This window comes from Streptomyces sp. T028 (assembly GCF_048159505.1).
Classification (GTDB): Bacteria; Actinomycetota; Actinomycetes; order Streptomycetales; family Streptomycetaceae; genus Streptomyces.
In genome coordinates this window covers 1-25,840 of sequence record NZ_JBLRVZ010000072.1, presented here as the reverse complement: position 1 = coordinate 25,840, position 25,840 = coordinate 1, and the positions used below count along the sequence as shown (strand labels likewise).

The window sequence follows — 25,840 nt, the reverse complement described above, 5'->3', positions numbered from 1 at the left end:
GGCCGAGAAGGCGGGACTCGCCCTCCGGACCCCCTGACGGCGCCGCACGCCACAGCGGCCCGCCGGTCTTCCCCGACGACGTGACGAACAGGAGCCGGAAACCGAGATGAGCATCTTCCGACGGGCCCGGAGCGGCCCCGGGCGCGTGAGCGTGCAGGGGGCGGCCGTACGCACCGGGCACGACAACACCGAAGGCGGTGGTGACGCCGTGCTGCTGGACGTGCGCGAGCCCTACGAGTGGCAGGCGGGCCATGCACCGCTAGCCGTGCACCTGCCGCTGTCCGCTCTGGCCGCCGGGGCGGGGCTGCCCGCTCGCGCGCAGGCGCGGCCCCTGGTCGTGATCTGCCGTTCCGGCAACCGTTCCCGGCAGGCCGCCGAACTGCTCGTCGCCCGTGGCTCGCAGGCCGTGGACGTGATCGGCGGGATGCGTGACCGGGCCGGAGCGGGGCTGCCGGTGGTGGATGCGCGCGGCCGCGGCCTGGCGCTCGGCGCGCTCGGGGGCGGCGGCAGCGTCCTGGCGGTCCCCGCGCTGATCTACCTGCTCGGCTTCAGCCAGGTCGGGGCGACGACCGCGAGTCTGGTCATCGTCCACGCTCACGTCGCTCACCGCGCTGGTCGCACACGCCCGCGACGGCAACGTGCGGTGGCGTACGGGACTGCTGTTCGCGGCGGCCGGGATCGGCCCTGCGATGCTCGGCGGCGCGCTCGCCGCCCGCATCCCGGAGGCCGTACTGACGGCGGGCTTCGCCGCGGTCGCGGGAGCGGCCGCCCTGCGCATGCTGCGCGCCCGTCCGGCCGCGGAGGATGCCGGAACGGTGCGGCCGGGGCGGGCCGCGGCGGCCGGTGCCGGCCTCGGCGCGGTCACCGGTGTCCTCGGCGTCGGCGGCGGCTTCCTGGCCGTACCGGCGCTGGTCGGTGTGCTGGGCACGCGGATGCGGAACGCGGTGGGCACCAGCCTGCTGGTCATCACCGTCAACTCACTGGCCGCGCCGGCGACCCGGGCCGGCACGGTCGAGAGGCTCGACTGGGCCGTCGTCGGCCCCTTCATCGGGGCTGCGATTCTCGGGGCCTGGGACGGCAAGCGACTGGCCGTGAAAGTCTCCGGGCACACGCTTCAGCGGGTCTTCGCCCTGGTGCTGCTGGTCGTGGCCGCGTTCATGCTGATCGACGCGGTCGCTTGAGGCGGCCACCGTGCATGATCACGCCAGGGACAGGAACAGCTTCTCCAGCCGGGCGCGCATCGCCTCCGGGTCCTCGCCGTTCTCGCGCCCGGCCTCCATGTCGGTCACGCACTGCTGCAGGCCCGTCGCGATGATCGCGAAACCGGCCCGGTCCAGCGCGCGCGAGGCGGCGGCGAGCTGCGTGACGACGTCCTCGCAGTCGCGTCCCTCCTCGATCATCCGGATCACTCCGGAGATCTGACCCTGCGCCCGGCGCAGGCGGTTCAGCACGGCCTTCAGGTCCGCACCCTCGAGCTCCAGTTCCACGATCACTCCTCGAAAAATACCCCTAGGGGTACTGTACGTCCCGGTTCGGGACGCCGTCGACCGAGCTCACCGTCATCGACGTCCGCACGCCCGCCGAGTACGCCACCGGTCACCTGCCGGGTGCCCTGAACAGGACGTCCTGGTCGTGTGCGCGTCCGGCGCCTGGGCCGCCGAGGGGCACGACCTGCACACACCGACGGCCCGCGACACGCGTGCCGGCTGGAGCATGGAACGCCAGGTCCGGTTCGCGGCCGGCGCCCTGGCACTCCTCGGCACAGTCCTGGGCCTGCTCGTGCATCCGGCCCTCCTGCTGATCTCGGCCGGCATCGCGGGCGGTCTGGTCTTCTCCGCCCTCACCAACACCTGCGGCATGGCGGCCGTCCTCGGCAAGCTGCCGCACAACCGCCCGCGCGCGACCGACCTGAACGCCGCGCTCACGGCTCTCCGCAGCCGCTGAACCCCTCGAGGTCCGGGGCACCCGCACCGACGCCGCGGGTGCCCTGAGCCCTCAGTTCGCTTCTGCCGAGCCCGCGGCGGCCTTCCGTCGCACGTCCTCCATGTCGACGGCCCGGATCCTGCCGATGAGCTCATCCAGAGCCTGCGGCGGCAGCGCGCCCGGCTGGGCGTACAGCACGGTCCGGTCACGGACGGCCATCAGGGTGGGGATGGAGGAGATCTGGAAGGCGCCGGCGAGTTCGGACTGTGCCTCGGTGTCGACCTTGCCGAAGACGATGTCCGGGTGGCGCTCGGCCGCCTTCTCGTAGACGGGGCCGAACGTCCGGCACGGTCCGCACCACGCGGCCCAGAAGTCGATCAGCACGATGTCGGAGCCGGTGACGGTCTCCTCGAAGTTGTCCTTGGTCAGTTCGACGGTCGGCATGGGATTCCCTCTCCTCTCAAGATACCGGGTGGGGTATCTTCGTCTGCTCGGTTCAACCGGTGTCGGCCCGGGTTTGTTCCAGGCAGACGGGCGGCAGCGGGAACCAGCGCATGCGCTCGAAGTCGGCCGGCAGCCCGGTGGGGCCGTCGTCCAGGTTGTCGGGACCGGCCGTCAGCACCGCACGGGCACGGGAGAGTTGACCGGCCAGTGCCTCCTCGCCCAGCCGGCGATGGCGGGGTGCGGGGGCGGTGATCCGCCCGTCGACGCCGAAGCGCACGTCGGTCAGCCGCAGCGGAGGGTCGACGGGGCCGTCTCGGTGGTGCCACTGTCCGGTGTGCGGGTCGAAGCGGTAGTCGGGAAGCAGTCGGTGCCCGTGCGTGGCGATCAGTTCGACGGCGTCGATGAGGTAGTCGCGGACGGTGTCGCTGATGAAGTAGTTGAAGTTGACGCGGGTCCAGCCGGGTTTGATGCCGTCGCAGCCGTGCACGACTTCGTCGAGCAGGGCGTGGGAGGTGGGGGCGTCGATGGCGAGCAGGCGGTGGCCGTAGGGGCCCGCGCAGGAGCAGCCGCCACGGGCCTGGATGCCGAACAGGTCGTTGAGCAGGGCGACGACGTAGTTGTGGTGCAGGTAGGCGCGTTCGCCGTGGCGGATGCGGAAGGAGACGATGGACAGTCGGCGGGCGTGGTGGTTGCCGAGGACCTGGAGGCCGGGGTTGCGCTCCCAGGCCGCGAGGGCCTGGCGCCAGTGGCGTTCCTCGGCTGCCTGAATGGTGTCGGTGCCGACCGCCTGCTTCAGAGCGAAGACGAGCCCGGCCCGGATGGATTCGGTGATCGCCGGGGTGCCGCCCTCCTCGCGGGCCACCGGATCGTCGAGGTAGCGGTGGCCGAGGGGATCGACGAAGGCGACCGTGCCGCCGCCGGGGGCGGTGGGCACCGGGTTGCGCACCAGCTCGCGCCGCACGACGAGCACTCCCGGGGTCTGCGGCCCGCCGACGAACTTGTGCGGGGACAGGAACAGCGCGTCCTTGTGGTCCCCGGCGCCCGGAGCGCTCTGAGCCACTCGGATCGGGATGTACGGTGCCGCCGCCGCGTAGTCCCAGAAGGACAGCGCGCCGTACGTGTGCAGCAGACGCGCGATGCGGTCGGTGTCGGTGAGGATGCCGGTGACGTTGGAGGCCGCGGAGAAGCTGCCGATCAGCAGCGGGCGGTCGGCGTATCGCCGCAGCCCCGCCTCCAGCCGTGCGAGGTCGATGTGGCCGTCCGCGTCCTCGTCGACCACCACGACGTCGGCGATGGACTCCCGCCACGGCAACTCGTTGGAGTGGTGTTCGTAGGGGCCCACGAACACCACAGGCCGCTCGGCCGACGGCGGCCGGTCCGGGCGGCGCAGTTCCAGAATGCCGACCAGCTTGTTCACTGCCGCGGTGGCGCCGGAGCCGCAGAAGATCACCAGGTCGTCCTCGGTGCCGCCGACCGCGTCGCGGATGATCCGTCGGGCGTCCTCGCGCAGCCGGGTCGTCTGCAGGCCGGTGCTGGAGCTCTCCGTGTGGGTGTTGCCGTAGCGGGGCAGCACCTGCTCGCGGACGAAGTCCTCGACGAAGTCGAGGGAGCGGCCGGAGGCGGTGTAGTCGGCGTAGACGATCCGCTTCGGGCCGTACGGTCCGTCCAGGACCTCGTCGTCGCCGATCAGGCCGCCGCGGATGCGGTCCAGCAGTGCCGACACGGCCGGCAGGAAGGCCGTACTCATGGTTCCAGCTCGATGTCGGTCTCGGGCGGCTGGTGGAGGGTGTTGTGGACGGTGCAGTGCGAGGCCACGGCCAGCAGGGCCGCCCGCTGTTGCTCGGACAGTGCCGGCGGTGGAACGACCACGAGGCGCAGGGAGGCGACACGCGCGGGGCGGTCGGTGGCCATGGTGAACTCCGTGCGAACGCGCAGGCCGGCGCGAGGCAGGCCGTGCCGGTGGAGGTAGCGGCCCGCGTAGAAGGCCACGCAGGTGGCGAGTGAGGCCGCGAAGAGCTCGGTGGGGGTGGGTGCGGTGTCCGTGCCGCCCGCCTCGGCGGGCTGGTCGACGTGGAGGCGGTGCCCGCGGACGTCCACCGTGTAGGCGTCCCCGTCGACGTGGATGACCTCGAGACGGTGCACGTCCAGGGGGCGCGGGTGGTTCGTGCTGAGGGGTTGCGGTGTGCTACCGGTCATGGCCGGGCGCCCTTCTCGCTGGTGTCGGCTGCTCCGGATTCCAGTCGACCACTGAGTGCGGGGGCGGGGTGAGGGCCGACGGGGTGCGCCGGGGACCGCTCGGCCCTCGTGCCTGGTTGCGCGGCGATATACCCTGCCGGGTATTCTATCAGGGCGTTCATGGTGGGCAAATCGGTCCTGGGGCCGGTTGGCCCGGCCGAAGTCATACCCCGGCGGGTACACGACTGGGGACCAGCGGCCCCTGCCCGGCTGTCATCTCCCGCACGACAGTGGGGCCATGGGCAAACACATCGTGATTCTCGGAGGCGGAACCGCCGGAACCATGACGGCCAACCGTCTGTGTCGCACGTACGCCGAGCGGGATCTGCGGGTCACGGTCGTCGACCAGGACGACGACCACCTCTACCAGCCCGGCCTGCTGTTCGTGCCGTTCGGGCTCGCCCAGCCGCATCACCTCGTCCGTTCCCGTCCACGGCAACTGGACGCGGCCGTCGACTACAAGCAGGCGCGGATCGAAGGGGTCGACCTGGACGCGCGGGCGGTGCACCTCGCCGGTGGCATCCGGCTGCCGTACGACGTCCTCGTGGTCGCCTCCGGAGCGACGCTGCTGCCGGAGGAGACCGAGGGGCTGACCGGTCCCGGCTGGGGCGAGAAGGTCTTCACCTTCTACGACCTGCCCGGCGCGGCCGGCCTGCACGACGCGCTGGAGCGCTTCGACGGCGGCCGGGTGGTGATCGACGTGGCCGACCTGCCCGTCAAGTGCCCGGTCGCACCCCTGGAGTTCGCGTTCCTCGCCGACTGGTACTTCCAGCGGCGAGGCATCAGGGACAAGGTTCAGCTCACCTATGTCACCCCGCTGGACGGGGCGTTCACCAAGCCGGTGGCGGCGAAGGCGCTGGGCGGGCTGCTGAAGGAGAAGGGTATCGAGCTGGTCACCGAGTTCACGCTCGGTGAGGTCGACGGGGCCGGCGGCCGACTGGTGTCGTACGACGAACGGGAGGTGCCGTTCGACCTGGCGGTCGTCGTCCCGCTGCACGGCGGCGCGCAGTACGTGGGCCGTTCCGAGGGCCTGGGTGACGAGCTCGGCTTCGTGCCCGTCGATCCGCACACGCTGCAACACCCGGGCCGTCCGGAGGTGTTCGCGATCGGCGACGCAGCGGGTCTGCCGGCGTCGAAGGCGGGTTCGGTGGCGCACTTCGAGGGTGAGGTGCTGGTGCACAACATCGGCCGCTTCCTGGCCGGGCGGTCGCTGGACGCCTCCTTCGACGGGCACGCCAACTGTTTCGTCGAGACCGGCTTCCACAAGGCGCTGCTGATCGACTTCAACTACGACACCGAGCCGCTGCCCGGTCACTTCCCGGGTCCGGTCGGGCTGCCGCTGCTGAAGGAGTCGCACGCCGCCCATCTCGGCAAGCTCGCCTTCGAGTGGCTGTACTGGCACAGCCTGCTGCCCGGCAGGGAGCTTCCCGGCATCGGCTCGGCGATGCCCGAGCACGGCAAGCACCACGTCAACGCCTGAACCAAAGGAGCACCGTCATGCCCACCGCCACCTACGCCGGCACCTCCGTCCCGGTCGACGAGGAAGGCTTCTTCACCGACCCCGGACGGTGGACCGAGCCCATGGCCGAACAGATCGCCAAGGAACTCGGCATCGACACTTTGACCGACCGGCACTGGACGGTCATCCGCTTCATGCGCGCCCAGTACGCGGAGAAGGGCACCGGCCCCACCGTGCGCGTCCTCGGCAAGACCTCCGGCGTCAGCGTCAAGGAGCTCTACCAGCTCTTCCCCAAGGGTCCGGCGAAGGCGGCCGCGAAGATCGCCGGCATCCCCAAGCCTCGCGGCTGCATCTGAGAAGGAGAGGGCCCGCCATGGCTGACACCGCCACCATCGAGAAGGTTTCGATCATCGTCTCCAAGGGATCCCTGGAGGGGATCTACCCGGCCCTGATCATGGCCAACGGCGCCCGCGCCGAGGGCATCGAGGCCGACCTGTTCTTCACCTTCTTCGGACTGGACGCGGTCACGAAGAAGCACTGGGAGCACATCAAGCTGGCCACGGTCGGCAACCCGGGCCTGCACCTGCCCACCCTGCTGGGCGGCATGCCCGGCGTCCCGGACCTGGTCACCCGCTACATGGAACGCAAGATGGACAGGCTCGACATCCCGCCGATCCCCGAGTTCATCGAGATGATCTCCGACACCGGCGCCGGCATCTACGCCTGCAAGGCGTCCGTCGATCTGTTCGAGCTCGACAAGGACGACCTGGTCGACCAGGTCCAGGGCGTCATCACGGTCGGCGAGTTCTACGAGCACGCGGCCGGCGGCCAGATCATCTACACCTGAGATGAGCAGCACAGGTGCCGGGTGCGGCCTGCCGGACGGGATACGACGTGTGCTGGCGGTGCTCGCCCATCCCGACGCCGAGTCGTTCGGCCTGGGCGGCCTGCTCACCTTGCTGTCCGGCTCCGGTGTGCCCACGGCCGTGCTCCGCTTCACCCATGGTGAGTCGTCCACGCCGCACAGCAGGCATGGCGACCTGCGAATCGTGCGGTCGGGTGAACTCGCCTGCGCCGCAAGGGAACTGGGCGTCGAGCGCGTGGAACTGGGCGGTTACCCGGACGGAGCTCTCGACAGCGTCCCGTGCCCCGGCTCGCCGCGGAGGTGACCCGCCTCATCGGCGAGCAGCGCCCCGCGCACCTGCTCATGTTCGACACAGGTGGCATCACCGGGCACCGGGACCATCAACGCGCCACGAGCGCCGTGCTGTTCGCCGCCCGCCGAGCGGGTGTCGCCGTCGTGGCGTGGACCCTGCCGTGGTGCCTGGCGGAACAGTTGAACGCCGAGTTCGGTACATCCTTCCTCGGACGTGACCCGTCCGAGTGCCGCCAGTCAGTCGCTCGTCAACCCGGCGCTCCGGAGGCGTCTGGAACTCCTGGGCCACCGGGAGTACTTGCACGTGCCGTAGTGACGCGAACGCACGCTTGAGTCAAGGCGAGGGGGCGTCCTTGCACGTCGGGCCGACGGGCTCGGTGCCGTGCTCGGCCAGGCCGGCGTGCAGGAGGAGCAGGCGGGCCAGGTCACGTGCCTCGCCAGGGGTGAGTGCCGCCCACACGCCCGGCTCGCCGCCCTGGTCTCGGCCCACGTCCAGGGCGACCCGGCTGATGGGCTGCTCGGCGGGCGCCAGCCGCAGGCACCGCACGGCGATCCTGCGCCCACAGGTGGTCACGAAGCCGTTGTCCTCGCTCGTCGGGGGCCGGTCACGTCCTGCCGTCGCCATCGTCCTCACGCTCCTCGGCTGAACCGGTAACAGTCCCCAGCGGATGTCGACCGCGATTTGAATACCCGGAGGGGTATTAGTGACAGCGTCACGCAAGGCCGCATTGTTCCCTTCGCGCACAGGCAGCCGTTCCCTGGCGATACGGGTGACCCGGCGGAGTGCCGCGCAAGAGGCGAAGGGGGAGCAGGCGGTGCCCTCCGGCCCTCTGTGGGCCCCGGCCGCATGAATACCGTAGGGGGTATCCGAATCCGTGATCGTCCGGGAGGGATCCTTCGATGACCGTCTCCGACCAGTCCCAGCCGAACCCGCCTGCCCACGCCGGCCTGCCGCTCATCGGCGACCCGGCACCGGACTTCCAGGCCGAATCCACCTACGGGCCCGTCCGGTTGTCCGACTACGCGGGCCGGTGGCTGGTGCTCTTCAGTCACCCTGCGGACTTCACCCCGGTCTGCACCACCGAGTTCGTCGCCTTCACCGAACTCGCCGACGAGTTCGCCGCCCGCGACGCCGCCCTGCTGGGCAACTCCGTGGACTCCGTCCACAGCCACCTCGCGTGGACCCGCGCGATCGAGGAGAGGCTGGGCGTGCGTATCCCGTTCCCGATCATCGCCGACCTGGACATGCGCGTCTCACGTGCCTACGGCATGCTCCACCCGAACACCTCGGGGACCGCCGCCGTACGGGCCGTCTTCGTCATCGACCCGGAGCAGACCGTCCGGGCGGTGCTCTACTACCCGATGAACGCCGGACGCATGATCCCCGAGATCCTGCGACTCCTCGACGCCCTGCAGACCTCCGACCGCGACGGCGTCTCCTGCCCGGCCAACTGGCACCAGGGCGAGGATGTCGTCCTGGGCGCCCCGCGCACCCAGGCGGAACTGGAGGCCCGGTTGGCCGACGGCAGCGTCAAGCTCACCGACTGGTATCTGGCGACGAAGCCCGGCACGTCGGCCTGACCCGCACCGGCCGGGGTCATCTCCGTACGGCGTGGACGAGGGCGTCGAGGGCCGTGCGGCTGTTGCCCTCGGCGTCGGTCACCGGCCGGGTGACGGTCTCGGCTCGCAGGATGCCGGCGTATGACCGCCACAGGTCGGCCACCTGCTCAGGCGTGTACAGCACGCGCGGATCCTGCGGCCCGCCGTGGCCATGCTCGGGGTTCGCCGCGTGATGGCCGACGAGCAGCAGTGTCCCGCCCTCGCGCACGGCGGTGCCGGTCCGGGTCAGTACCTCGGTCATCTCCGGCCACGGCAGATGCAGATATGCGATCAGGGCCAGGTCGTACGTCGCCTCCGGGGGCGCCCAGAGAGTGAGATCGGCGTGGACGGTACGCAGCCGCACACTCCGTTTTGCGGCCAGCCGCTCGGCCTTCTCCAGCGCTACGGCGGAGAAGTCGACGGCGTCCACCTCCCAGCCTCGCTCTGCGAGCCAGACGGCGTTGCGTCCTTCCCCGGCGGCGAGGTCGACCGCTCGCCCGGACGGCTCCAGACCGGCCAGTTCCTCGGCGACGAAGCGGTTGGGCTCGGCCTTCCAGACCAGTTCGCTGCCGCGGTACCGCTCGTCCCAGCCCGCTGCGTCCATCGTGTGCACCTCATTCCTGTGCGTGGGTTGAATCCTCGCCCGTGCTGTCGCCGTCGTCCTGGTCCTCTGGATTGTCCCCGGCGAGCAGATACGGGTAGGGGCAGGTGCTGGGGTCCGGGGCAATGCAGGCGTTGCAGGGGCGGGACCGGTCGAGAACGCACTTCGGGGTCGGTCTCATGGCTCACCGCCTGCCTCGCCCCGCGTGACGACGCGGCGGGACAACTGCTCCGCGGCGCGTTTGAAGGCCAGAACCGGTACGTAGTGCTGTACGCGGGCGTCGGCGAAGAGCGCGAACGCCTCCGCCGTCGCCGTCGCCAGTGTCTCGGACGGGATGTCCGGGAACCGGCGCATGAGCCGAGCCCGGACGTCCTCGCGGGCGCGTTGCTCCGCTGCTGGTGTCCGCGGGCCGGCCGGTCGGGTGTCGGGGCAGTGGCTGCCCGGCTGGACGGACCGGTCGGTGACGATGGCGCGGGAGATCACCTTGTACCCCCTGAGATGGGATTACGGGGTCCGGGTCAGGCGAGCGTCAGGAACAGTTTCTCCAGTTCGGCCTCGCTCAGCGGCGGGACGTGCCCTCGCTGCTGTTCGGTGAGGCACTGGCGAATGCCGTCCGCGACGATCTTGAAGCCGGCCCGGTCCAGTGCGTGGGTGACCGCGGCCAGCTGGGTGACGACGTCCTTGCGGTCGCGGTCCGCCTCGATCATGGCGATGACCGCGGCCAGCTGTCCCTTGGCCCGCCGCAGCCGAACGAGCACTTCGGCCCACGAGTCCGTTTCCTCGCCCATGGCTTTCACCTCCTCGCCTCACGGGCGGGTGGCGAGGCGGTCCGGGCTTCCGTCGCCCGGCACGGCCGGGGCGTCGTTCGTCTGCTCCGGCGTTTGTCCGGAGCGCCTCAGCATGTACCAGCTGACCCCGACTCCCGCCGCCGCGGCCACGGAGGCCCAGGTCCAGGGGCTGGTGAGCAGGGTGTGGCGCAGACCCGTGGCGGTCTGCCGGCCGAGGACGAAGACGCCCATGACGGCGACGAACCAGCCGAAGGACTTGCGCAGCGCGTCCTGCGGGATGCGCCCGGCGAGCAGGCCGCCGAGGAGGCTGCCGACGACGGCACTCGCCGTGACGAGGGCGGCGAGGCCCCAGTCGATGTGCACGGCGGCGAGGTAGCCGGCCAGGCCGGCGAAGGACTTCATGGAGATGACCAGCAGTGAGGTGCCGACGGCGACGGTCATCGGCAGTCCGCCGAGCAGGGCGAGCGCGGGGACGACGAGGAAGCCTCCGCCGGCGCCGACCAGTCCGGTGACCAGGCCCACGACGATGCCGTCGAGCAGGACGTGGAGGACGGGGAGTTCGTGGTGGACCTTCTTCGGCGCCTGGCGGCGGCCGCGGATCATGGCGGCGGCGGTGGCGATCATCATGAGGGCGAACGCGATGAGCAGGACCGTGCCGGGGATGAACTCGGCCAGTCGTCCGCCCGCGTAGGCGCCGGTCATGCCGGCGAGGCCGAACAGCAGTCCGGTGCGCCAGCGGACGCGTCCGGCGCGGGCGTGGGAGACGACGCCGGCGGCGCTGGTGACGCCGACGACGAACAGGGAGGTGGCGATGGCCTCCTTGGTCCCCATGCCGGCCAGGTAGATCAGGATGGGCACGGTCAGGATGGATCCGCCTCCGCCCAGGACGCCGAGGCTGACGCCGATGAGCAGGGACGCGGCGATGACGACGGCGATCACGGCGCGTCCCGCAGGGCGGCGACGATCGTGTCGAGGTCGGTGCGCGGGCCGCGGTTGTAGGGCAGCTTCGACAGCAGCATGCCCATCGCGCAGGTGTTGGTGAGGGCGGCGACGGCCAGCCCGGCACCGACGGCGGTGCCGATCAGGTGCAGTCCGGGCACGAACAGTCCCGCGACGCCGGTCACCATAACCAGGGTTCCGGCGACGAGGCGGACCTGGCGCTCCAGGTCCCAGCGTTCGGGGCCGCGGGTGAGCGGGCCGCCGGCGGTCTCCCAGGCCATGACGCCGCCGTCGAGGACGCGCAGGTTGGGCAGTCCGGCCTCGGCGAGGGCCTGTTCGGCCTGGGTGGCGCGGGCGCCGGAGCGGCAGATGAGGATGACGTCCTCGTCGAGGTGGTGGCGCAGTTCGGCGCGGTGCTCGCGGAGCGTGTCGAGGGGGACGTTGTAGGAGCCGGGGATGTGGGCGGTGCGGAACTCGCCGGTAGTGCGTACGTCCAGCAGGCGAGGGCCCTCTCCGTGCTGGGTGAGGTCGCGCAACGCGGCGGGATCGAGGCGTGGTTTGTCGGCATGGATGGTCATCGATCGGTTCCTTGGTGTGTTCGAAGCGGTTGGGGGGCGGGCGGCGGCCGATTCCCGTGACCGCCGCCCGGAGTGCGGAGTGTGGAGTGCGGTGGATCAGACGTCGGCGGATGCGGGCAGGGCGAGCCAGGCGCCGTAGCCGCCGAGGAGGTCGGAGACGTCGGTGCGGCCCTTGTGGCGCAGCAGGCTGGCGGCGATGGAGGAGCGGTGGCCGCCCGCGCAGTGCACGACCAGGGGGCGGTCGGCGGGGATCTCGTCGATGCGGCGGGCGAGTTCGGCGAGCGGGATGTGCAGCGAGCCTTCGATGAAGCCCTCTTCGCGTTCGGCGGTGTTGCGCACGTCGAGCACCAGCGGGGGTGCGTCGCCGTCGAGGAGTCGGCGCAGTTCGTCGGCGGTCAGGCGGCTGGCCTGTTCCATCTCGTCGGCCAGGGCGGGGAAGGCGCCCTCGGGTTCGCGCAGGTAGCCGCCGACCTTGTCGAAGCCGATCCGGGCGAGGCGGGTGACGACCTCTTCCTCCCGGTCCTGGGGCGCGATGACGACGACATCCTGTTCGGGGGCGACGACCATGCCGGCCTGCTCGGCGAAGCGGCCGTCGGCGGGCACGTTGACCGAGCCGCGCAGATACCCGGGCGCGAAGTCCTGCGGGGAACGGGCGTCGACCACGACCGCCCCCGCCGCGCGCCGCTCCAGGAACTCCTCCACCGACAGCGGGCGGGGTGCGGAGGCCGCGTCGAACAGGCCGTGCTCCTTGCGGTTGAGGATGGCGTCGTAGACGAAGTACGCGGGTGCGGAAGGCTGCCCCTCCGTGACCAGCGACACGAACTTCTCCTCGCTCATGGGCCGGCAGGCGTAGTTGGTGGCGCGCTGTTCACCGATGGTGGACTGGCGCTGGGTGGAGAGGTTCTTGCCGCAGGCGGAGCCGGCGCCGTGGGCGGGGAAGACGCGGACCGCGTCCGGGAGGTCCATCAGCTTGTGCTGGACGGTGTTGTACAGCATCTTGCCGAGTTCGTCGGCGGTTACGCCGATGGAGGCGAGCAGGTCGGGGCGGCCGACGTCGCCGATGAACAGCGCGTCGCCGGTGAGGACGCCGTAGGGGACGGCGTCGTCGGCGTGCTCGTACACCAGGACGCTGATCGACTCCGGGGTGTGGCCCGGGGTCTCGAGGATCTGCAGCTGGACGTCGCCGAGGCTGATGCGCTCGCCGTCGGTGAGCTTGCGGATGGGGTATTCGGCCTCGGCGCGCTGCCCGTAGCCGATCCAGGCTCCGGTGCGGTCGGCGAGTTCGAGGTGGCCGGCGAGGAAGTCGGCATGGAAGTGGGTGTTGACGACGGCCTCGATGGTGAAGCCGTGGCCCTGGGCGTCGGTGAGGTATTCGGAGACGTCGCGGCGCGGGTCGACGACGACGGCCCTGCCGGTGGACTCGTCGGCGATCATGTAGGACGCCTGGGAGAGGCAGTCGAGGTAGTACTGGGCGAAGAACATGTTGGGTGACCTCCGTGTCGGAAGGGTTGTATTACCCCCGGGGGTATGTAGGTGGGTCTGGTCCGCCCTTGTCGAAGGGTGGGAGGGGTGGTCGGCCCGGGTCGGGGGATGCCCGGGCCGACCGGTCAGAGGCGGCCGGTGAGCATGCCGTGCCAGTACACCGGCGGCAGCCCGTACCGCTTGAACAGCCACATCGTGCGCCGCTCCTTGAAGGGATCGAGCAGCGGGAACGTGGGCGTGGGCTTGAGGTCGTAGTCGAACTCGGCGAGCAGCATCCGGTCGCGGGCGGTCACCAGCGGGCAGGACGTGTAGCCGTCGTACCGGTGCGACGGGGAACGGCCGTTCATGACGTCGAGCAGATTCGCCGCGACCACCGGGGCCTGCTTGCGCACTGCGGCACCGGTCTTCGATGTGGGCAGGTTCGCCACGTCGCCGAGCGCGAAGACGTTCTCATACGACGGGTGCTGGAGGGTGTGTTTGTCGGCGGCGACGAAGCCCTGCGGACTGGCGGGGTCGGCGAGCGGCCCGGCCTTGATCCAGTCGGGCGCGCTCTGCGGCGGGACGACGTGCAGGAGGTCGTAGCCGATGGTCTCCTTGGTGCCGTTCGCGTGGTCGGTGACGGTGACCTCGCGGGCGTCGCCGTCGACGGCGGTCATCTCGGAGCGCAGCCGCACCTCGATGCCGTACCGGGCGGCCACCTTCTCCAAGACCTGTGACCAGGCGGGCACCTTGAACATCGCCGGATCGGGGATGACGAGGATGATGCGGATCCGGTCCAGGACCTTCCGCTTGCGCCAGTGGTCGGCGGCCAGGTAGGCGATCTTCTGCGGGGCGCCGCCGCACTTCAGCGGGGTGGCCGGGTGGGTGAAGACGGCCGTGCCCGAGCGCATCTGGCGAATCAGCTCCCAGGTGCGCGGGGCGTACTCGGGCGCGTAGTTGCTGCTCACCCTGTCGTGTCCGACGGCCTCGGCCAGGCCCGGCACCCCGTCCCAGTCGAGTTGCAGGCCAGGGGCCATGACCAGGTGCTCGTAGGTGAGGTCGGCGCCGCCGGACAGGGTCACCGTGCGGGTCTCGGGGTCGACGGCCAGGGCGCGGCGGCGGATCCAGCGCACCCCGTCGGGTATCACGGACGCTTCGGGGCGGCGGGTGCTTCGCAGGGGTGCCTGGCCGCCGCCGACCAGGGTCCACAGCGGCTGGTACCAGTGGGTGTCGGACGGTTCGATCAGGGTGATGTCGGTGACGCCGGCGCGGCGAAGGCGGGCGGCGACGCTGACGCCGGCGCTGCCGCCGCCGATGACGGCGACGCGGTGGCGGCCGGAGATCGGGGCGTCGGTGGGGGAGGGGGTGGCGGCCAAGGCGGTGCTCCTTTCCGGCTGCCGATGTGCGTATGTCGGACGGGGGTCAGGCGGCGTGCTCGTGGGAACCGGCCGCGACGGGACGCCCGCCGCGGGCCCAGGCGCCGGTGCCGCCCGCCACGGAGTAGGCGTCGATGCCGCGGGAGGTCATCGAGTCGGCGGCGGTCCGGCTGCGGTTGCCGCTGGCGCAGATCACGTACACCGGCCGGTCGGCGGGCAGTTCGCCGCACCGGGCGGGCACGGTGCGCAGCGGCATCAGCCGAGCGCCGGGGACGTGCCCGGCCGCGTACTCGTCCGCCTTCCGTACGTCGACGACGAGTGCGCCGTCGGCCCAGGCCGCCGCGAACGCTTCCTGTGTCACTTCACGAGCCACTTCGTTGCCTCCTGAATTACCCCCGGGGGTATCTCTCTGGCGAGAGTACGGCGGTCCAGAGGTGAGCGTCAAATACCCCCGGGGGTATTTGCCCGGGAGGCAACTCGCGGCTCGGTGCCGGAGCCCGGACCGAGTCGCGATCCCCGCGGTGCGGGCCTGGGCAGCCGGAGCGTCATCCGCGTCCCGCCACCTGGACCGGAGTCCGCCGCGACCGTGCCGCCGTGGGCGGTGGCCAGCTCCCTGACGACGGCCAGACCGATACCGCTGCCGCCCGTGGTGCGAGCGCGGGCGCCGCGCCACAGGCGGTCGAAGACATGCGGCAGCTCGGCAGCGGGAATCCCGGGGCCGGTGTCGGCCACCTCGACCAGCGCTTCGGCGGGCGTGGCCGACGTGGTGACAGTGACGCTGTCGCCAGGACGGCAGTGGCGCGCGGTGTTGCTCAGCAGGTTGCCCAGGGCCTGATGCAGCCGGTCCGCGTCCGCGCGGACCACCAGCGGTACGGGGCCCGGGACGGTGCGCACGGTCAGTCCGGCGGTGCGCAGTTCGGGCTCCCGCTCGGCTACGGCGGCCTCGGCCAGGGCGGTCAGATCCACCTCGGCCAGGTGCAGGGACACCCGGGCCGACTCCGCCTCGGCCAGCTCCCCGAGGTCGTCGACGATGCGGCCCAGCCGCAGCGCCTGGTCGTGCAGGGACGCGAGGCGGTCCGGGGCCGGCTCGGTGTAGCCGTCGCGCAGTTCCTCCAGCCCCGCCTGCAGGGAGGCCAGGGGTGTGCGCAGTTCATGGGCGACGTCCGCGGCGAGGCGGTGGCGAGCCTGCTCCGCGTGGCCCACGTCGTCGGCCATGGCGTCGAAGGCGCGGGCGAGGTCGCCCAGTTCACCGGGCGCGTCGATCCGGGCCCGCGCGGCGCGGTCCCCCGCGGCCAGCGCACGCGCGGTCGCGGCGACCCGGACGACCGGGGCCGTCAGGCGCCGGGTGACGAACCAGCTCACGCCCAGCGCCAGAGCCAGCGCACTGGCGGCGGCCGCGGCCACCCACCCCCAGGCGACGGACAGGCCCGCCGATCCGGACCCGGCGGAGAAGACCAGCGACACGGAGCCGACCGTGCCACCGTCGACCACCACGGGCGCGCTCGCACCGGGCCCCGAGCCGGAACCCTGCCCGTGACGGCCGCGACCCGAACCGGGCATGCCGTGCTCGTCCACAGTCCCGGAGCCGGACCCGGAGCCACCGGAGACCGTCTTGTCGTCCGCGTCCCGTACCGTGAGCTCCGCCCCGGCACCGGAAGCGAGCGACCGGACCGCGGACAGGTCGGCCGACGTCCAGCCGCCCGCCGCCCGGTAGGCGTCGGCGGCGGCCGCGGCCACCCGGTCGGCGGCACGCTGCCGCTCCGCCTGGTGGGCGCTGCTGAGCCCGCGGTCGGTGCCGATGAGCGCCGCGACCGTCAGCAGGGCCACGGACGCCAGCGCGACCACGGCGAACGCGGCGAACAGGCGCCTGCCGAGTGGGCCGAGCCCGCCGGACGGCCACACGCCGACGCGTGGCGAACGCGGCTCAGGGGTCACGAGGCCACCCAAGCCGATAGCCCACGCCCAGTACCGTCTCCACGACGTCCGGGCCGACGCCCCCGAGCTTGTGCCGCAGGTTCTTCACATGCGAGTCGATCGTCCGCTCGTATCCGGCGAACTCGTAGCCACGGACCCGGTTGACCAGCTCATAGCGCGAGTACACCCGGCCCGGCACCGACGCGAGCGTGGTCAGCAGACCCCACTGGGTGGGCGTCAGCTCCACCGGCACCCCGTCCAGCGCCACCTCGTGCCGGGCCTCGTCGATCCGCAGTCGCCCCTCGCCGTACGACAGAACCGGCGCCGCCCCCGTCGCCGTCCCCCGTGCCCGCTGCAGCACCGCACCCACCCGCAGCACCACCTCGGTGGGGCTGAACGGCTTGGTCACGTAGTCGTCGGCCCCCAGCCGCAGCCCGTGGATACGCTCCTCGACGGTCGTACGCGCGGTCAGCACCACCACCGGCACCCGCCCGCGCTCACGAGCCTCGCGCAGCACCTCCTCCCCGTCCACGTCCGGCAGCCCGAGATCCAGCAGAGCCAGATCGATCCCCGGCTCACCGAGCAGCCGTACGGCCTCGGCACCCGACGCGGTCGTCAGCACCCCGTACCCGGCGCGCTCCAGGTAGCGGCGGAGCAACTCGCGGATCTCCTTCTCGTCCTCGACGACGAGCACGGTGGCGGTCATGTCCCACGTCTACGCGCCGCGTGCCCGCCCCCGGGAGGGGCCGAACAGCCCCAACCCGCCCGGCGGTCGTCTCCATCCCGTCTCCACACGCAGCGCACGGCGACTGCAAGGTCCGGCGCGACGGTGACGGTGCAGGAACGCAAGGACACTCCTGCGGACCCGAAGGAGGTTTGCCATGAAGCGCAACATCAAGATCGCCACGGCGGTCACCGCGGGCGTGCTCGCCATCGGCGGAGTGCTGGCCGTCGGCCCGGTGACCGCGGACCCGGGCGGTGCCGCGCCGGTGGCCGCGCAGACCACGTCCCAGAGCGTGCTGACGAATGCTCATCACCAGGGACGCCACCACGACGGCCCCACGGACGGCATCCGGCAGCACGACGGAACCTGCAACGGAGCCGCACTGGCCGAGCAGGGCACCCTGACGGCCGCTCAGAGGGCCACGCTGGCGAGCATGGCCGAGGAGGAGAAGCTCGCGCACGACCTCTACACGGCGTTCGCCGAACGCCACGACGTGCGGGTCTTCGAGCGGATCGCGGCGGCCGAGACCCAGCACCTGACCGCCGTGCGCACCCTGCTGGACCGCTACGACGTCACCGACCCGACCTCCGGCACACTGGCAGGTGAGTTCACCGACCCAGCCGTCCAGGCCACCTACGACCGGCTGCTGAAGCAGGGCGAGGACAGTCTGTCCGGGGCCCTGAAGGCCGGGCAAACGGTCGAGACCGACGACATCGCCGCGCTGACCAAGGCGCTGTCCGGACTCACCGCCCTGGACGCGCACCAGGTGTACACCAACCTGCTCGCCGCCTCCGAGCGGCACCTGGCGGCATTCGAGCAGTGGATCGCCGACGAGTAGGGCGAGCAACAGAAGACGGTCCCGGCGTGTACCTGGCCGGGACCGTCGGGGCTCGTCGGAGAGAGGCCGGCGCCTACACGGCCGCCGTCGGCGTCCCCGCACGCGCCCTGCGGCGGCGCAGCGCGAACACGGTGGTCATCGTGCCGGCGGTCAGCAGACCGGCGCCGACGGTGATCGGCAGGGTCGGCGAGGTGGAGCTCGCGGCGGCGACGTTCTGCGCCTTGAGGTCCTGCACGTACGCCGGGCACGGGGCGTGCGAGGAGACCGGCGACGCCGTGGCTGCGTAGCGGTGCGGGATCGGCTTCACGGACTTGACCGAGCCGTCCGCGTTCAGCAGCACCTGCTTGTTGTTGGGGTGCTTGAAGTCGAACAGGCCGCTCAGGCTGCCCGCCCGCTGGTCGAAGGAGGCGTCACCGATGCGGCCGGTGTGCCAGTTGTTCTCGATGAACTTCGTGATCGACGCCTGCTCGGTCGCGGCGTGGTCGACCGCGTTCACCTTGCTGTAGGGGGAGATGACCAGCAGCGGCTGCCGGGTGCCGGGGCCGCAGCGGTCCGCGTAGCCACCCGCGGCGGCCGGGCCGGCCTGGCAGGCGGGGCTGTCCAGGGCCTTGCCGTTGGAGCCGACGGTGGAGTCCTTGGAGCCGTTGAGCACCTTCGAGGTGACGTGGTCGTACCAGCCGTCGGAGTCGTCGTAGGCGACCACGACCGCGGTCGACTTCCACTCCGGCGACTGCTGCAACGCGTTGATCTCCTTGACCAGGAAGTGCTGCTCGTCCGTCGGGTCGGAGTAGGCGGCGTGGCCGTCCTGGTACTCGGCGGCCTTCAGGAAGCTCAGGGCGGGGAGATGGCCGGCCTTGAGCGCGGCGTCGAAGTCGGTCAGGTCGTAGTTGTGGTTGGCGCGGCCGTTGTGCCCGATCTCGGCGATGTTCTTCAGCCCGAGGCGGTGCGGGTTCGAGGAGCGGCTGAACACCGAGGCGTCCTTCGCCGCTCTGTGCGGAGTCAGCCCCGTCGAGTACTCCTCCGGTCGTCGGGCCTCGCGTCGACTCAACCGTGGCGGCGACTGCCAGGCCAACGCCGCCCTGCACCGTATCGTGTTCACCCGGCTGCGCGTCGATCCCCGCACCCAGGCGTACCACGAACGCCGCACTCGGGAGGGCAAGACCCGACGTGAGATCATCCGATGCCTCGGGCGATATGCTGCCCGATAGGTATTTAACCTGGTCAGGACGGTATCGAGCGTCCCTCCGTTATAGGGGCGTCTGTGACGAGAAGCCCCGCAGGTGCGGCCCGGCGGGGCTTCTGAGTGGGCGGGTTTCAGTGTCCGCCGTGGGCACCGTTGCACTCGGGTTCTCCTCTCTCGAGCACCCGCAGTAAGGACGCGGCGACGACACGACTCTTACGGCCGACGCGCGCCATGTGCCCCGGGAACTCTTCGCGACCAACCGCCACGTATCTTTCGCTCCCGCAAAGTCCAACGCCTTGAGGGCGTCTGTTCGCGAGGTCAGGCGCCGGACGAGACGCCGCGTGTCACGGTCCCCGCGCAGCTACGTGCGGCGCACCCGGTCGTGCTGGCGCTGCGGGACGACGAGAGTCGGCTGGCGATGCTGTTTCGGTGCTCCGTCGCCACGCTCTCCTGGTGCTTCAGGGCTTGGCCGCCGACGCCGTACGGCGGGGAGACGAGGTCCGGGACAGACCAGGCTGCCTGTGCTGTCACCGGCTGGGCGATGCCCGGGCCGCATAGGTGACCTTGCCCTTCGTGCCATGCCTAACCGCGGCGGCCCGCGGACCTTCTGGGGCGTTCGCGATGGCGGTGAGGGAATCCTGGTCGAGGGCGGTGAGCGCCGCGTCCACCGGACGTTCGTGGGCGGATGTCCAAGTGGCGAACTGTTCGCGCCCGGCGGCGGTGAGGGTGAAGACCGAGGCACGGCGGTCGGCCGGCACTTTTCCATTGGAGATCAACGGCCTTAAAGAGCCAAGCGCCTACCTGCACAGCAAGCTCAGTGGCGAACTGTTAGCCGGTCACTTGCCTGGCAAGGCGAACGCGTCGGGATGGTTGGTGAGTCACCAGCGGCACATGGTCCAGTGGTTGTCCTTGCCTCCTGCGTCGTCGAACGTCACCACGGTAACGACCGGGCCGCTGCAGTGAGGACTCGAACTGAGCTGGTTGTCCGACGACACCTTGACACGGTCCGGCGGACGGAAGCCGTCCTCTCCGTCGTCGTCGGCGCCCTGGTCAACGCCACGGTCATCGGCTGGTGCGCCCGCGCCCTGCGCCGGGGCAGGCAGACGGACTCGCCGCGGCCCAGGTAGCGGGCCGCGGCGAGAACGTGAGGCGATGACCCGGCGGGTCAGCTGCCGCTGATCGTGATGGTGAAGTCCGTGATCTGGACCGAGTTCGGGAACGTACCGATGAGCGTCGGTGCGCCGGTGAGGATGTCGATGCTGTAGAGGGACGCCCTGCCGTTGTACGGCGTGATGGTGGCGAAGGCGGTGTTGGCGGTCGTCTTGCCGTTGGTGAGGGTGCTGAAGATGTCGTAGCCGGCGTCGAGGTTCGCGTCGAAGCCGAGCAGGCCGGTCGGGACGAGGCTGCCGGCGTTCGGAGGCGACTGGATGGTGATCTGGTCGTTGAGGGTGTCCACGTTGGTGAGCGTGGTGCCGGTGGAGCCGACCAGGTCGTTGTTCGTGTACGCGGCGCCGGTCACGCCGGTGGCGGCCGTGGTCGCCGGCGGGATGTTCAGGCTGCTGTCGGTGGCCGTGGTGCCGTCGTTCAGGTTGTGGCGCAGGTTCTGGCCGTTGTTGCTGATCACCCGCAGCCGGTCGGCCGCCGGGTTGAAGTCGATGTCGAAGGTGGTGCCGTAGAGCGCGACCTGGAGCTGGGAGACCTTGGTGACGACCACGTTGTTGCTGGTGCCGGGCGGCGGGGTGGTGATCGTGTAGATGCCGCCCTTCTCACCGAGGCCGTACATGAGACCGTTCTGCACCCGGTGGTCGATACCGACCAGCCTGGTGTCGCCGCTGAGTCCGGTGACATCCCGGACCCAGTTGAGGACCCCCGGGGTGTCGGTGGAGAAGCTGGCCATGGTCAGGCCGTCACCGGTGATCCCGAACGCCTGCAGCTTGGGGGTGGCGGTGACGGCGGCGGAGCCGGAGCCCGGCGAGGTCACGATGAGCGCGGTGGCCGCGGTCACGACGGCGACGGCGGTCGCGATTCTCTTCCGGGTCCCGGATTTCATGGCTTTCAGCATTGTTGGCCTCCCGTTTGAACACAGGTCAGTGGGTGGCCCGCGCCCCGCGAATTCGGAGTGGTCCCTTTTCCGAATCGGTCCCCCTCGGGCGGCGGGCACGGCTCTTATTAAGCCGAGGCCACAGCCCGCTCACAAGGGAATAGAGCCACAAGTACGCCCCGATAAACGAACTTTGCGCACTGTGACAAACACCGTGCCCGCACACCCTTCACGGTTTCACCCGGAGTGATAAACGGGCGTCCGGTTTTCGTCTGTCGGCACCCTCGCCCTGGGTGACATGCTCGCGACCATGGGGAGCCTCTTCGCCGAACTGGCCCGCCAGGCGTCGACCAACGCCCGTCGGGAGGTAGAGACATACACACGCGAGATACCGGAGTTCGGGTCCCTGGACACGAACCGCCGGGCCAGGGACGAGACCCTGGAGTACGCGCTCTGGTTACGCCGTCGTACGGTCGAACTGGCCCCGGACAACGGCATGCTGACCGACGACGACCTCGCTTTCATCGCGTCGATGGGCGAGGTACGGGCCGAGGCGGGCATGTCGCTGGACTCGCGCCAACTCGTCCTGGGCATCCACACCGAGCTGATGCTGCGCGAGATCAACGAGGCGACGGACACCCTGCGTGAGGGTGACCTCGACGAACTCATGCGCCTCGTGCGCTGGTTCGCCCCGCAGGGCGAGCGCGGCATCCACGCCTACCGCGGCGGCTACGAGTCGGTGCTGCGCCGCCGTATGCCGTACGCCGAACAAGTCGCCATGCTGGCAAGGGCGTTGCTGTCGGAGAACGGCGCGGCGGCGGAGCTGGCCCAGCTCGCCGACATGGAACTGGCCGACGCCTACACGGTGTTGGTGGTCCGGGTCCCGGGCCGCCCACCGGGCGACCGCGACCTGGAGAACGACATCGAGGCCCTGCTGAAGACCCACCAGGTACCGATGACGTGGCACACGGAACGGGAGCCCGCCGACGCCCCAGGCACGGGAGCGGAGAGCGGCGAACTGATCGCCCTGATCCCGGACTCCGCCCCTGCCGCACTGCCGGATTCCGCCCCCGAACCCGCCGTAGCCACCCTCGTCCCGGACCTCCTGCAGGACTTCGCCGACGCCCTCGGCCGCCCCTGTGCCGCCGGTGCCGCCACCTCGCCGGTGACCGGCCTGGCCTCGGCGCTCGACCGGGCCCGGCGGATCAGCAGGGCGGCCCCGCTGCGGACGTCGGCCCGGCTGAGACCGCACACCCTGGCCGACGTGTTCGTCGAACTGGCCGTGGCGGAGGTGCCGTTCGTCGACAGCTGGCTCCGCTCCACGGCCCGGCTCCTGGAGACGGGCCCGGACCTCTTCGTCACCCTCGACGCCTACTACCGCCACGACATGAACCGCGGCCCCGCCGCGGCGGCCCTCAACATCCACCCCCGTACCCTTGACTACCGCCTGCGCCGCGTACGCGAACTCACCGACCTCGACCCGGGTTCGACACACGGCGTACGGGTCCTGACCGCGGTAGTCGCCCGGGACCTGTCGGGAGCGTGGCGCTGACCCGCAAGGCTTGACCCGCAGGGCAGGAAGAGGGGCAGGACAGGACCATGAGGACGTCAATTGAGCAATGCTCAAGACCTGTGGATCGGCCTCAGGCTGGACGCGAAGGGCGTACCTTCCCGAGTGATCCCGTAATGGTCAACGAGTAGGCCCGCGTTGCAGCGCGGGTCGGGAAGGTACGCCTGTGCTCAGCGTAGTCACCGAGGATGGTTCGACGGAGTCCGGTTCCCTGATCGACGAGATCGTCCGTGAGGGTGCCCGGCGGATGCTGGCCGCCGCGCTGGCGGCGGAGGTCGACCAGTACATAGCCGAGTTGGCCGACCAGCGGGACGGGGCCGGGCGTCGGCTCGTGGTCCGCAACGGCCGCCGCCGGCCGCGGACCGTCGTCACCGCCGCCGGGCCGGTGGAGGTCACCGCACCGCGGGTGAACGACAAGCGGGTCGATCCGGAGTCCGGTGAGCGGAAGCGGTTTGCCTCGGCGATCCTGCCGCCGTGGTGCCGCAAGTCCCCGAAGATCTCCGAGGTGCTGCCGCTGCTGTATCTGCACGGCCTGTCGTCGGGGGACTTCGTGCCGGCGCTGGAGCAGTTCCTCGGCTCCGCGGCCGGGCTCTCACCGGCCACCGTCACCCGGCTCACCGCCCAGTGGCAGGCCGACCACCAGGCGTTTTGCGACCGCGACCTGTCCGGCACCGACTACGTCTACGTCTGGGCGGACGGCATCCATCTCAAGATCCGCCTGCAGGAGGCGAAAGCCTCGGTGCTGGTGCTGATGGGCGTGCGCACCGACGGCACCAAGGAGCTCATCGCCATGACGGACGGCTACCGCGAGTCGGCCGAAGCCTGGGCGTCGCTGCTGCGCGACTGCGCCCGCCGCGGCATGCGCGCCCCCGTCCTCGCGGTCGGCGACGGAGCCCTGGGCTTTTGGAAAGCCCTGGCGGAGGTCTTTCCCGAAACCCGTCCGCAGAGGTGTTGGGTGCACAAAACGGCCAATGTCCTGGACAGCATGCCGAAGTCCGCGCAGCCGGCGGCGAAGCGGGCCCTGGCCGACATCTACAACGCCGAGGACCGCGAACACGCCGAGCAGGCGGTCCAGTCCTTCGCAAGGCAGTACGGGGCGAAGTTCCCCAAGGCCGTCAAGAAGATCACCGACGATGAGGCGGAGTTGCTGGCGTTCTACGACTTCCCGGCCGAGCACTGGATCCACTTGCGCACCACGAATCCCATCGAGTCGACCTTCGCCACCGTGAGGCTGCGGACGAAGGTCACCAAGGGCGCCGGCTCCCGCGCCGCGGCCCTGGCCATGGTGTTCAAGCTGGTCGAGTCCGCCCAATCCCGCTGGAGAGCGGTCAACGCGCCCCACCTCGTCGCGCTTGTGCGAGCCGGAGCCCGGTTCGAGCGAGGCGTGCTCGTCGAACGCGAACAGGTCACCGTTGCCTGATCACCCAAAAGGTTCGCGGGATCAGGGAGGCTGAGGAGTATGGACATGTCGAGCACTGACATCACCCTTGTGCTGGGCGATGTCACACTGCAAGCCACCGTCACCGGCGCTGGCCCGACGGTCCTGCTGCTCCACGCCGGCGGGGAACACCGCGGCGTCTGGGCTCCCGTAGCGGAGCGGCTGACCGAGAGCGGCTTGCGGAGCGTCGCCTACGATCTGCGCGGACATGGGGAGAGTTCCGGGCGGGCGACCACGCTTCGCACGGTCGCCGCTGACGTGATCGAGATGGTCGATCGGGAGCCGGCGCCGATCGTCGTGACGGGTGCCTCGCTCGGCGGGTATGCCGCCCTGGCTGCCCTGGCCGAACCCTCCATCGCGTGCCGCGTAGCGGGCTTGGTGCTCGTGGAAGCCGTTCCGAACCTCGACCCCTGTCGGGCCCGCTCCTGGCTTGCCCGTCGCGGACTCCGCGACCGGCACCGCGAGCTCACCGAGGACATCCTGGCCTCCGGCCACGAGCTGCTCGCGACGGCCGCTGCGTTGGACATACCCATCCACGTCGTGCGCGCAGCACGGCAATCCCCGCTCAGCGATGCCGACGTCGACCGGCTCGGGACGGCGAACCGCCGCGTCACCGTCACCGCCGTCCCGGACTCCGGCCACCTCGTCGCCCGTGATGCCCCCACGGAACTCGCGCGGATCGTGTCGACACACGCCACCGCCTGGCTCGGCGTCGCCCCGTACACAGATCCTGCTCACCAGAACCGTACGGAGCACGGCAAGTAGATCTGCACGGCCGCCGCTGCGAGGTCGCGTAGATCAGCCTCCCACGGTTCGCGCGTATCATCGCTACAGGCGTCCAAACAGGCAGCCAACGACAGCAGGTGGGGTGACTCCATCACCAAGCAGGCACTAACACTGCTTCAGTCCGCCGGAGCAGAGGCTATCGACCATCCCGGCGGCACTCTGCTGGCTCACCTTCAGCGGGTCAGTACACTGCTCACCTCCTGGAGAGCCCGCCCAGTACTGGTATCAGCCGGATTGTGCCACGCGTTCTACGGCACCGACGGATTCGCCCTCACCTTGCTGGACCTCGACCAGCGCGCCGTGCTGGCAAACGCCATCGGCGAGGAGGCCGAGGACCTCGTCTACCTCTACGCCTCCTGCGACCGTAAGGCCTCCTATAGGTCGCTGGCCGAGCCCGACGGCAAGTTCGTCGACCGGTTCACCGGCGAACAAACCCGGCCGACCATCGAGCAACGCCAGGACTTCGCCGAGTTGACCGCAGCCAATGAGCTGGACATCGCCGCGATCAGCCCGCAGATGCGCGAAGAATACGGGCCATATCTGCTGGATCTGTTCACGCGCTGGCGGCCATTGTTGTCAGAGCACGCCTGGGAACACACCAACGACATCCTGTGCTGATCACGCCACCCACAGGATTTGACAATTACTCACGTCAATTCCGGGACGCTTTCTCGTGATTACGGCCATTCATGCCGATCGCGTCCCGTGGAGTGGTGTAACTGGGCAGCGTCCCGGAACGCGCGGGTGTCTGCCCGGGGCGTGCATCCGCTGGTGGTGCATGCTCCCT

28 protein-coding genes and 5 pseudogenes are annotated in these 25,840 nt (G+C 70.6%); 14 read left to right on the top strand and 19 right to left on the bottom strand.

Annotated features, from left to right (window positions below; translation table 11 throughout):
* Positions 1 to 106: 106 nt before the first annotated feature.
* Together ACLZN2_RS47035 and ACLZN2_RS47030 are read left to right on the top strand one after the other, a co-directional pair.
* A pseudogene (locus ACLZN2_RS47035) lies at positions 107 to 472 on the top strand (rhodanese-like domain-containing protein); the annotation flags it as partial.
* A pseudogene (locus tag ACLZN2_RS47030) lies at positions 455 to 1,181 on the top strand (sulfite exporter TauE/SafE family protein). The pseudogenes ACLZN2_RS47035 and ACLZN2_RS47030, both read left to right, overlap by 18 nt.
* Positions 1,182 to 1,199: 18 nt before the next feature.
* On the opposite strand, the gene ACLZN2_RS47025 reads toward ACLZN2_RS47030, so the two are convergent.
* On the bottom strand, positions 1,200 to 1,487 hold the full coding sequence (locus ACLZN2_RS47025; protein ID WP_416986198.1) for a metal-sensitive transcriptional regulator: 288 nt from the start codon (positions 1,485 to 1,487) through the stop codon (positions 1,200 to 1,202).
* Positions 1,488 to 1,549: 62 nt separating this feature from the next.
* On the opposite strand from ACLZN2_RS47025, the pseudogene ACLZN2_RS47020 reads away from it, so the two are divergent.
* A pseudogene (locus ACLZN2_RS47020) lies at positions 1,550 to 1,944 on the top strand (rhodanese-like domain-containing protein); the annotation flags it as partial.
* Between the two features lie 51 nt (positions 1,945 to 1,995).
* Here the strand turns inward: ACLZN2_RS47020 and ACLZN2_RS47015 are convergent.
* From ACLZN2_RS47015 to ACLZN2_RS47005, 3 genes are read right to left on the bottom strand one after another with little or no spacing between them, the layout of a single operon-like run.
* Positions 1,996 to 2,367, bottom strand: coding sequence for a thioredoxin family protein (locus ACLZN2_RS47015; protein WP_416986197.1), 372 nt, complete (start codon positions 2,365 to 2,367; stop codon positions 1,996 to 1,998).
* A 52-nt stretch (positions 2,368 to 2,419) separates the two neighbouring features.
* Positions 2,420 to 4,114 (bottom strand): aminotransferase class V-fold PLP-dependent enzyme, encoded by a 1,695-nt coding sequence (locus tag ACLZN2_RS47010; RefSeq protein ID WP_416986196.1) that lies wholly within the window; start codon positions 4,112 to 4,114, stop codon positions 2,420 to 2,422.
* Positions 4,111 to 4,563 (bottom strand): OsmC family protein, encoded by a 453-nt coding sequence (locus tag ACLZN2_RS47005; protein WP_416986195.1) that lies wholly within the window; start codon positions 4,561 to 4,563, stop codon positions 4,111 to 4,113. Before ACLZN2_RS47005 ends, ACLZN2_RS47010 begins: the two co-directional genes overlap by 4 nt.
* Before the next feature lie 277 nt (positions 4,564 to 4,840).
* Between ACLZN2_RS47005 and ACLZN2_RS47000 the strand changes: the two genes are divergently transcribed.
* From ACLZN2_RS47000 to ACLZN2_RS46985, 4 genes are read left to right on the top strand one after another with little or no spacing between them, the layout of a single operon-like run.
* Positions 4,841 to 6,082 (top strand): NAD(P)/FAD-dependent oxidoreductase, encoded by a 1,242-nt coding sequence (locus tag ACLZN2_RS47000; RefSeq protein WP_416986194.1) that lies wholly within the window; start codon positions 4,841 to 4,843, stop codon positions 6,080 to 6,082.
* A 17-nt stretch (positions 6,083 to 6,099) separates the two neighbouring features.
* Positions 6,100 to 6,417 (top strand): TusE/DsrC/DsvC family sulfur relay protein, encoded by a 318-nt coding sequence (locus tag ACLZN2_RS46995; RefSeq protein ID WP_416986193.1) that lies wholly within the window; start codon positions 6,100 to 6,102, stop codon positions 6,415 to 6,417.
* 17 nt (positions 6,418 to 6,434) lie between these two features.
* Positions 6,435 to 6,908 carry a DsrE/DsrF/DrsH-like family protein gene (locus ACLZN2_RS46990; RefSeq protein ID WP_416986192.1) on the top strand — a complete coding sequence of 158 codons (474 nt, stop codon included), beginning with the start codon at positions 6,435 to 6,437 and terminating at the stop codon, positions 6,906 to 6,908.
* A 1-nt stretch (position 6,909) separates the two neighbouring features.
* Positions 6,910 to 7,230, top strand: a complete 321-nt coding sequence (locus ACLZN2_RS46985; protein WP_416986191.1) for a PIG-L deacetylase family protein — start codon at positions 6,910 to 6,912, stop codon at positions 7,228 to 7,230.
* 321 nt (positions 7,231 to 7,551) lie between these two features.
* Here the strand turns inward: ACLZN2_RS46985 and ACLZN2_RS46980 are convergent, their stop codons facing one another.
* Positions 7,552 to 7,842: a hypothetical protein gene (locus ACLZN2_RS46980; protein WP_416986190.1), complete on the bottom strand. Its 291-nt coding sequence runs from the start codon at positions 7,840 to 7,842 to the stop codon at positions 7,552 to 7,554.
* Positions 7,843 to 8,117: 275 nt separating this feature from the next.
* Here ACLZN2_RS46980 and ACLZN2_RS46975 point away from each other — a divergent pair, with 275 nt between their 5' ends.
* Positions 8,118 to 8,798, top strand: a complete 681-nt coding sequence (locus ACLZN2_RS46975) for a peroxiredoxin (protein ID WP_416986189.1) — start codon at positions 8,118 to 8,120, stop codon at positions 8,796 to 8,798.
* Between the two features lie 16 nt (positions 8,799 to 8,814).
* Here the strand turns inward: ACLZN2_RS46975 and ACLZN2_RS46970 are convergent, their stop codons facing one another.
* The 11 genes from ACLZN2_RS46970 to ACLZN2_RS46920 form a co-directional block, all read right to left on the bottom strand.
* A complete protein-coding gene (locus tag ACLZN2_RS46970) occupies positions 8,815 to 9,420 on the bottom strand; it encodes a class I SAM-dependent methyltransferase (RefSeq protein WP_416986188.1) in 606 nt (201 codons plus the stop codon).
* A 10-nt stretch (positions 9,421 to 9,430) separates the two neighbouring features.
* The gene (locus ACLZN2_RS46965; RefSeq protein WP_416986187.1) at positions 9,431 to 9,598 is read right to left on the bottom strand and encodes a hypothetical protein; all 168 of its coding nucleotides are present in this window, start codon (positions 9,596 to 9,598) and stop codon (positions 9,431 to 9,433) included.
* Positions 9,595 to 9,900: a three-helix bundle dimerization domain-containing protein gene (locus ACLZN2_RS46960; protein ID WP_416986186.1), complete on the bottom strand. Its 306-nt coding sequence runs from the start codon at positions 9,898 to 9,900 to the stop codon at positions 9,595 to 9,597. The genes ACLZN2_RS46965 and ACLZN2_RS46960 overlap by 4 nt, the downstream gene beginning before the upstream one ends.
* A gap of 35 nt (positions 9,901 to 9,935) precedes the next feature.
* The gene (locus ACLZN2_RS46955) at positions 9,936 to 10,205 is read right to left on the bottom strand and encodes a metal-sensitive transcriptional regulator (RefSeq protein WP_416986185.1); all 270 of its coding nucleotides are present in this window, start codon (positions 10,203 to 10,205) and stop codon (positions 9,936 to 9,938) included.
* Between the two features lie 18 nt (positions 10,206 to 10,223).
* Positions 10,224 to 11,144 (bottom strand): sulfite exporter TauE/SafE family protein, encoded by a 921-nt coding sequence (locus ACLZN2_RS46950; RefSeq protein ID WP_416986184.1) that lies wholly within the window; start codon positions 11,142 to 11,144, stop codon positions 10,224 to 10,226.
* Positions 11,141 to 11,722 carry a rhodanese-like domain-containing protein gene (locus tag ACLZN2_RS46945; protein WP_416986183.1) on the bottom strand — a complete coding sequence of 194 codons (582 nt, stop codon included), beginning with the start codon at positions 11,720 to 11,722 and terminating at the stop codon, positions 11,141 to 11,143. The genes ACLZN2_RS46950 and ACLZN2_RS46945 overlap by 4 nt, the downstream gene beginning before the upstream one ends.
* A gap of 96 nt (positions 11,723 to 11,818) precedes the next feature.
* Complete coding sequence (locus ACLZN2_RS46940; RefSeq protein ID WP_416986182.1) at positions 11,819 to 13,204, bottom strand: rhodanese-like domain-containing protein; 1,386 nt, start codon at positions 13,202 to 13,204, stop codon at positions 11,819 to 11,821.
* A gap of 125 nt (positions 13,205 to 13,329) precedes the next feature.
* Positions 13,330 to 14,559: an FAD-dependent oxidoreductase gene (locus ACLZN2_RS46935; RefSeq protein WP_416986181.1), complete on the bottom strand. Its 1,230-nt coding sequence runs from the start codon at positions 14,557 to 14,559 to the stop codon at positions 13,330 to 13,332.
* A 46-nt stretch (positions 14,560 to 14,605) separates the two neighbouring features.
* Positions 14,606 to 14,932: a rhodanese-like domain-containing protein gene (locus ACLZN2_RS46930; RefSeq protein ID WP_416986180.1), complete on the bottom strand. Its 327-nt coding sequence runs from the start codon at positions 14,930 to 14,932 to the stop codon at positions 14,606 to 14,608.
* Positions 14,933 to 15,000: 68 nt separating this feature from the next.
* The gene (locus ACLZN2_RS46925; RefSeq protein WP_416986179.1) at positions 15,001 to 16,494 is read right to left on the bottom strand and encodes a sensor histidine kinase; all 1,494 of its coding nucleotides are present in this window, start codon (positions 16,492 to 16,494) and stop codon (positions 15,001 to 15,003) included.
* Positions 16,484 to 17,179 carry a response regulator transcription factor gene (locus ACLZN2_RS46920; protein WP_416986178.1) on the bottom strand — a complete coding sequence of 232 codons (696 nt, stop codon included), beginning with the start codon at positions 17,177 to 17,179 and terminating at the stop codon, positions 16,484 to 16,486. The genes ACLZN2_RS46925 and ACLZN2_RS46920 overlap by 11 nt, the downstream gene beginning before the upstream one ends.
* Positions 17,180 to 17,354: 175 nt before the next feature.
* Between ACLZN2_RS46920 and ACLZN2_RS46915 the strand changes: the two genes are divergently transcribed.
* Positions 17,355 to 18,035, top strand: coding sequence for a DUF2202 domain-containing protein (locus tag ACLZN2_RS46915; protein ID WP_416986177.1), 681 nt, complete (start codon positions 17,355 to 17,357; stop codon positions 18,033 to 18,035).
* A gap of 73 nt (positions 18,036 to 18,108) precedes the next feature.
* Here the strand turns inward: ACLZN2_RS46915 and ACLZN2_RS46910 are convergent.
* Positions 18,109 to 19,002, bottom strand: a pseudogene (locus ACLZN2_RS46910) (alkaline phosphatase family protein); the annotation flags it as partial.
* Here ACLZN2_RS46910 and ACLZN2_RS46905 point away from each other — a divergent pair.
* Positions 18,992 to 19,243: pseudogene (locus ACLZN2_RS46905) on the top strand (transposase); the annotation flags it as partial. The pseudogenes ACLZN2_RS46910 and ACLZN2_RS46905 overlap by 11 nt on opposite strands.
* 502 nt (positions 19,244 to 19,745) lie before the next feature.
* Here ACLZN2_RS46905 and ACLZN2_RS46900 read toward each other — a convergent pair.
* Positions 19,746 to 19,976 carry a hypothetical protein gene (locus ACLZN2_RS46900; RefSeq protein ID WP_416986176.1) on the bottom strand — a complete coding sequence of 77 codons (231 nt, stop codon included), beginning with the start codon at positions 19,974 to 19,976 and terminating at the stop codon, positions 19,746 to 19,748.
* Between the two features lie 407 nt (positions 19,977 to 20,383).
* Entirely contained in the window at positions 20,384 to 21,268 is an 885-nt protein-coding gene (locus ACLZN2_RS46895; protein WP_416986175.1) for a DUF4394 domain-containing protein, read from the bottom strand.
* Between the two features lie 301 nt (positions 21,269 to 21,569).
* Here ACLZN2_RS46895 and ACLZN2_RS46890 point away from each other — a divergent pair, with 301 nt between their 5' ends.
* The 4 genes from ACLZN2_RS46890 (at position 21,570) to ACLZN2_RS46875 (ending at position 25,671) form a co-directional block, all read left to right on the top strand.
* Complete coding sequence (locus ACLZN2_RS46890; RefSeq protein ID WP_416986174.1) at positions 21,570 to 22,811, top strand: PucR family transcriptional regulator; 1,242 nt, start codon at positions 21,570 to 21,572, stop codon at positions 22,809 to 22,811.
* 184 nt (positions 22,812 to 22,995) lie between these two features.
* Complete coding sequence (locus ACLZN2_RS46885) at positions 22,996 to 24,249, top strand: IS256 family transposase (protein WP_416986173.1); 1,254 nt, start codon at positions 22,996 to 22,998, stop codon at positions 24,247 to 24,249.
* A gap of 45 nt (positions 24,250 to 24,294) precedes the next feature.
* On the top strand, positions 24,295 to 25,032 hold the full coding sequence (locus ACLZN2_RS46880; protein WP_416986172.1) for an alpha/beta fold hydrolase: 738 nt from the start codon (positions 24,295 to 24,297) through the stop codon (positions 25,030 to 25,032).
* Positions 25,033 to 25,671, top strand: coding sequence for a DUF6817 domain-containing protein (locus ACLZN2_RS46875; RefSeq protein WP_416986254.1), 639 nt, complete (start codon positions 25,033 to 25,035; stop codon positions 25,669 to 25,671).
* Positions 25,672 to 25,840: the final 169 nt, after the last annotated feature.

What these genes read in the sequence shown, in the direction of transcription:
- ACLZN2_RS46965 (WP_416986187.1), bottom strand. Translation starts at nt 9,598, where the DNA reads ATGAGACCGACCCCGAAGTGCGTTCTCGACCGGTCCCGCCCCTGCAAC.
- ACLZN2_RS46970 (WP_416986188.1), bottom strand. Translation starts at nt 9,420, where the DNA reads ATGGACGCAGCGGGCTGGGACGAGCGGTACCGCGGCAGCGAACTGGTC.
- ACLZN2_RS47010 (WP_416986196.1), bottom strand. Translation starts at nt 4,114, where the DNA reads ATGAGTACGGCCTTCCTGCCGGCCGTGTCGGCACTGCTGGACCGCATC.
- ACLZN2_RS46995 (WP_416986193.1), top strand. Translation starts at nt 6,100, where the DNA reads ATGCCCACCGCCACCTACGCCGGCACCTCCGTCCCGGTCGACGAGGAA.
- ACLZN2_RS46990 (WP_416986192.1), top strand. Translation starts at nt 6,435, where the DNA reads ATGGCTGACACCGCCACCATCGAGAAGGTTTCGATCATCGTCTCCAAG.
- ACLZN2_RS46890 (WP_416986174.1), top strand. Translation starts at nt 21,570, where the DNA reads ATGGGGAGCCTCTTCGCCGAACTGGCCCGCCAGGCGTCGACCAACGCC.
- ACLZN2_RS47000 (WP_416986194.1), top strand. Translation starts at nt 4,841, where the DNA reads ATGGGCAAACACATCGTGATTCTCGGAGGCGGAACCGCCGGAACCATG.
- ACLZN2_RS47005 (WP_416986195.1), bottom strand. Translation starts at nt 4,563, where the DNA reads ATGACCGGTAGCACACCGCAACCCCTCAGCACGAACCACCCGCGCCCC.
- ACLZN2_RS46880 (WP_416986172.1), top strand. Translation starts at nt 24,295, where the DNA reads ATGTCGAGCACTGACATCACCCTTGTGCTGGGCGATGTCACACTGCAA.
- ACLZN2_RS47015 (WP_416986197.1), bottom strand. Translation starts at nt 2,367, where the DNA reads ATGCCGACCGTCGAACTGACCAAGGACAACTTCGAGGAGACCGTCACC.
- ACLZN2_RS46940 (WP_416986182.1), bottom strand. Translation starts at nt 13,204, where the DNA reads ATGTTCTTCGCCCAGTACTACCTCGACTGCCTCTCCCAGGCGTCCTAC.
- ACLZN2_RS46945 (WP_416986183.1), bottom strand. Translation starts at nt 11,722, where the DNA reads ATGACCATCCATGCCGACAAACCACGCCTCGATCCCGCCGCGTTGCGC.
- ACLZN2_RS46985 (WP_416986191.1), top strand. Translation starts at nt 6,910, where the DNA reads ATGAGCAGCACAGGTGCCGGGTGCGGCCTGCCGGACGGGATACGACGT.
- ACLZN2_RS46980 (WP_416986190.1), bottom strand. Translation starts at nt 7,842, where the DNA reads ATGGCGACGGCAGGACGTGACCGGCCCCCGACGAGCGAGGACAACGGC.
- ACLZN2_RS46975 (WP_416986189.1), top strand. Translation starts at nt 8,118, where the DNA reads ATGACCGTCTCCGACCAGTCCCAGCCGAACCCGCCTGCCCACGCCGGC.
- ACLZN2_RS46920 (WP_416986178.1), bottom strand. Translation starts at nt 17,179, where the DNA reads ATGACCGCCACCGTGCTCGTCGTCGAGGACGAGAAGGAGATCCGCGAG.
- ACLZN2_RS46955 (WP_416986185.1), bottom strand. Translation starts at nt 10,205, where the DNA reads ATGGGCGAGGAAACGGACTCGTGGGCCGAAGTGCTCGTTCGGCTGCGG.
- ACLZN2_RS46915 (WP_416986177.1), top strand. Translation starts at nt 17,355, where the DNA reads ATGAAGCGCAACATCAAGATCGCCACGGCGGTCACCGCGGGCGTGCTC.
- ACLZN2_RS46895 (WP_416986175.1), bottom strand. Translation starts at nt 21,268, where the DNA reads ATGAAATCCGGGACCCGGAAGAGAATCGCGACCGCCGTCGCCGTCGTG.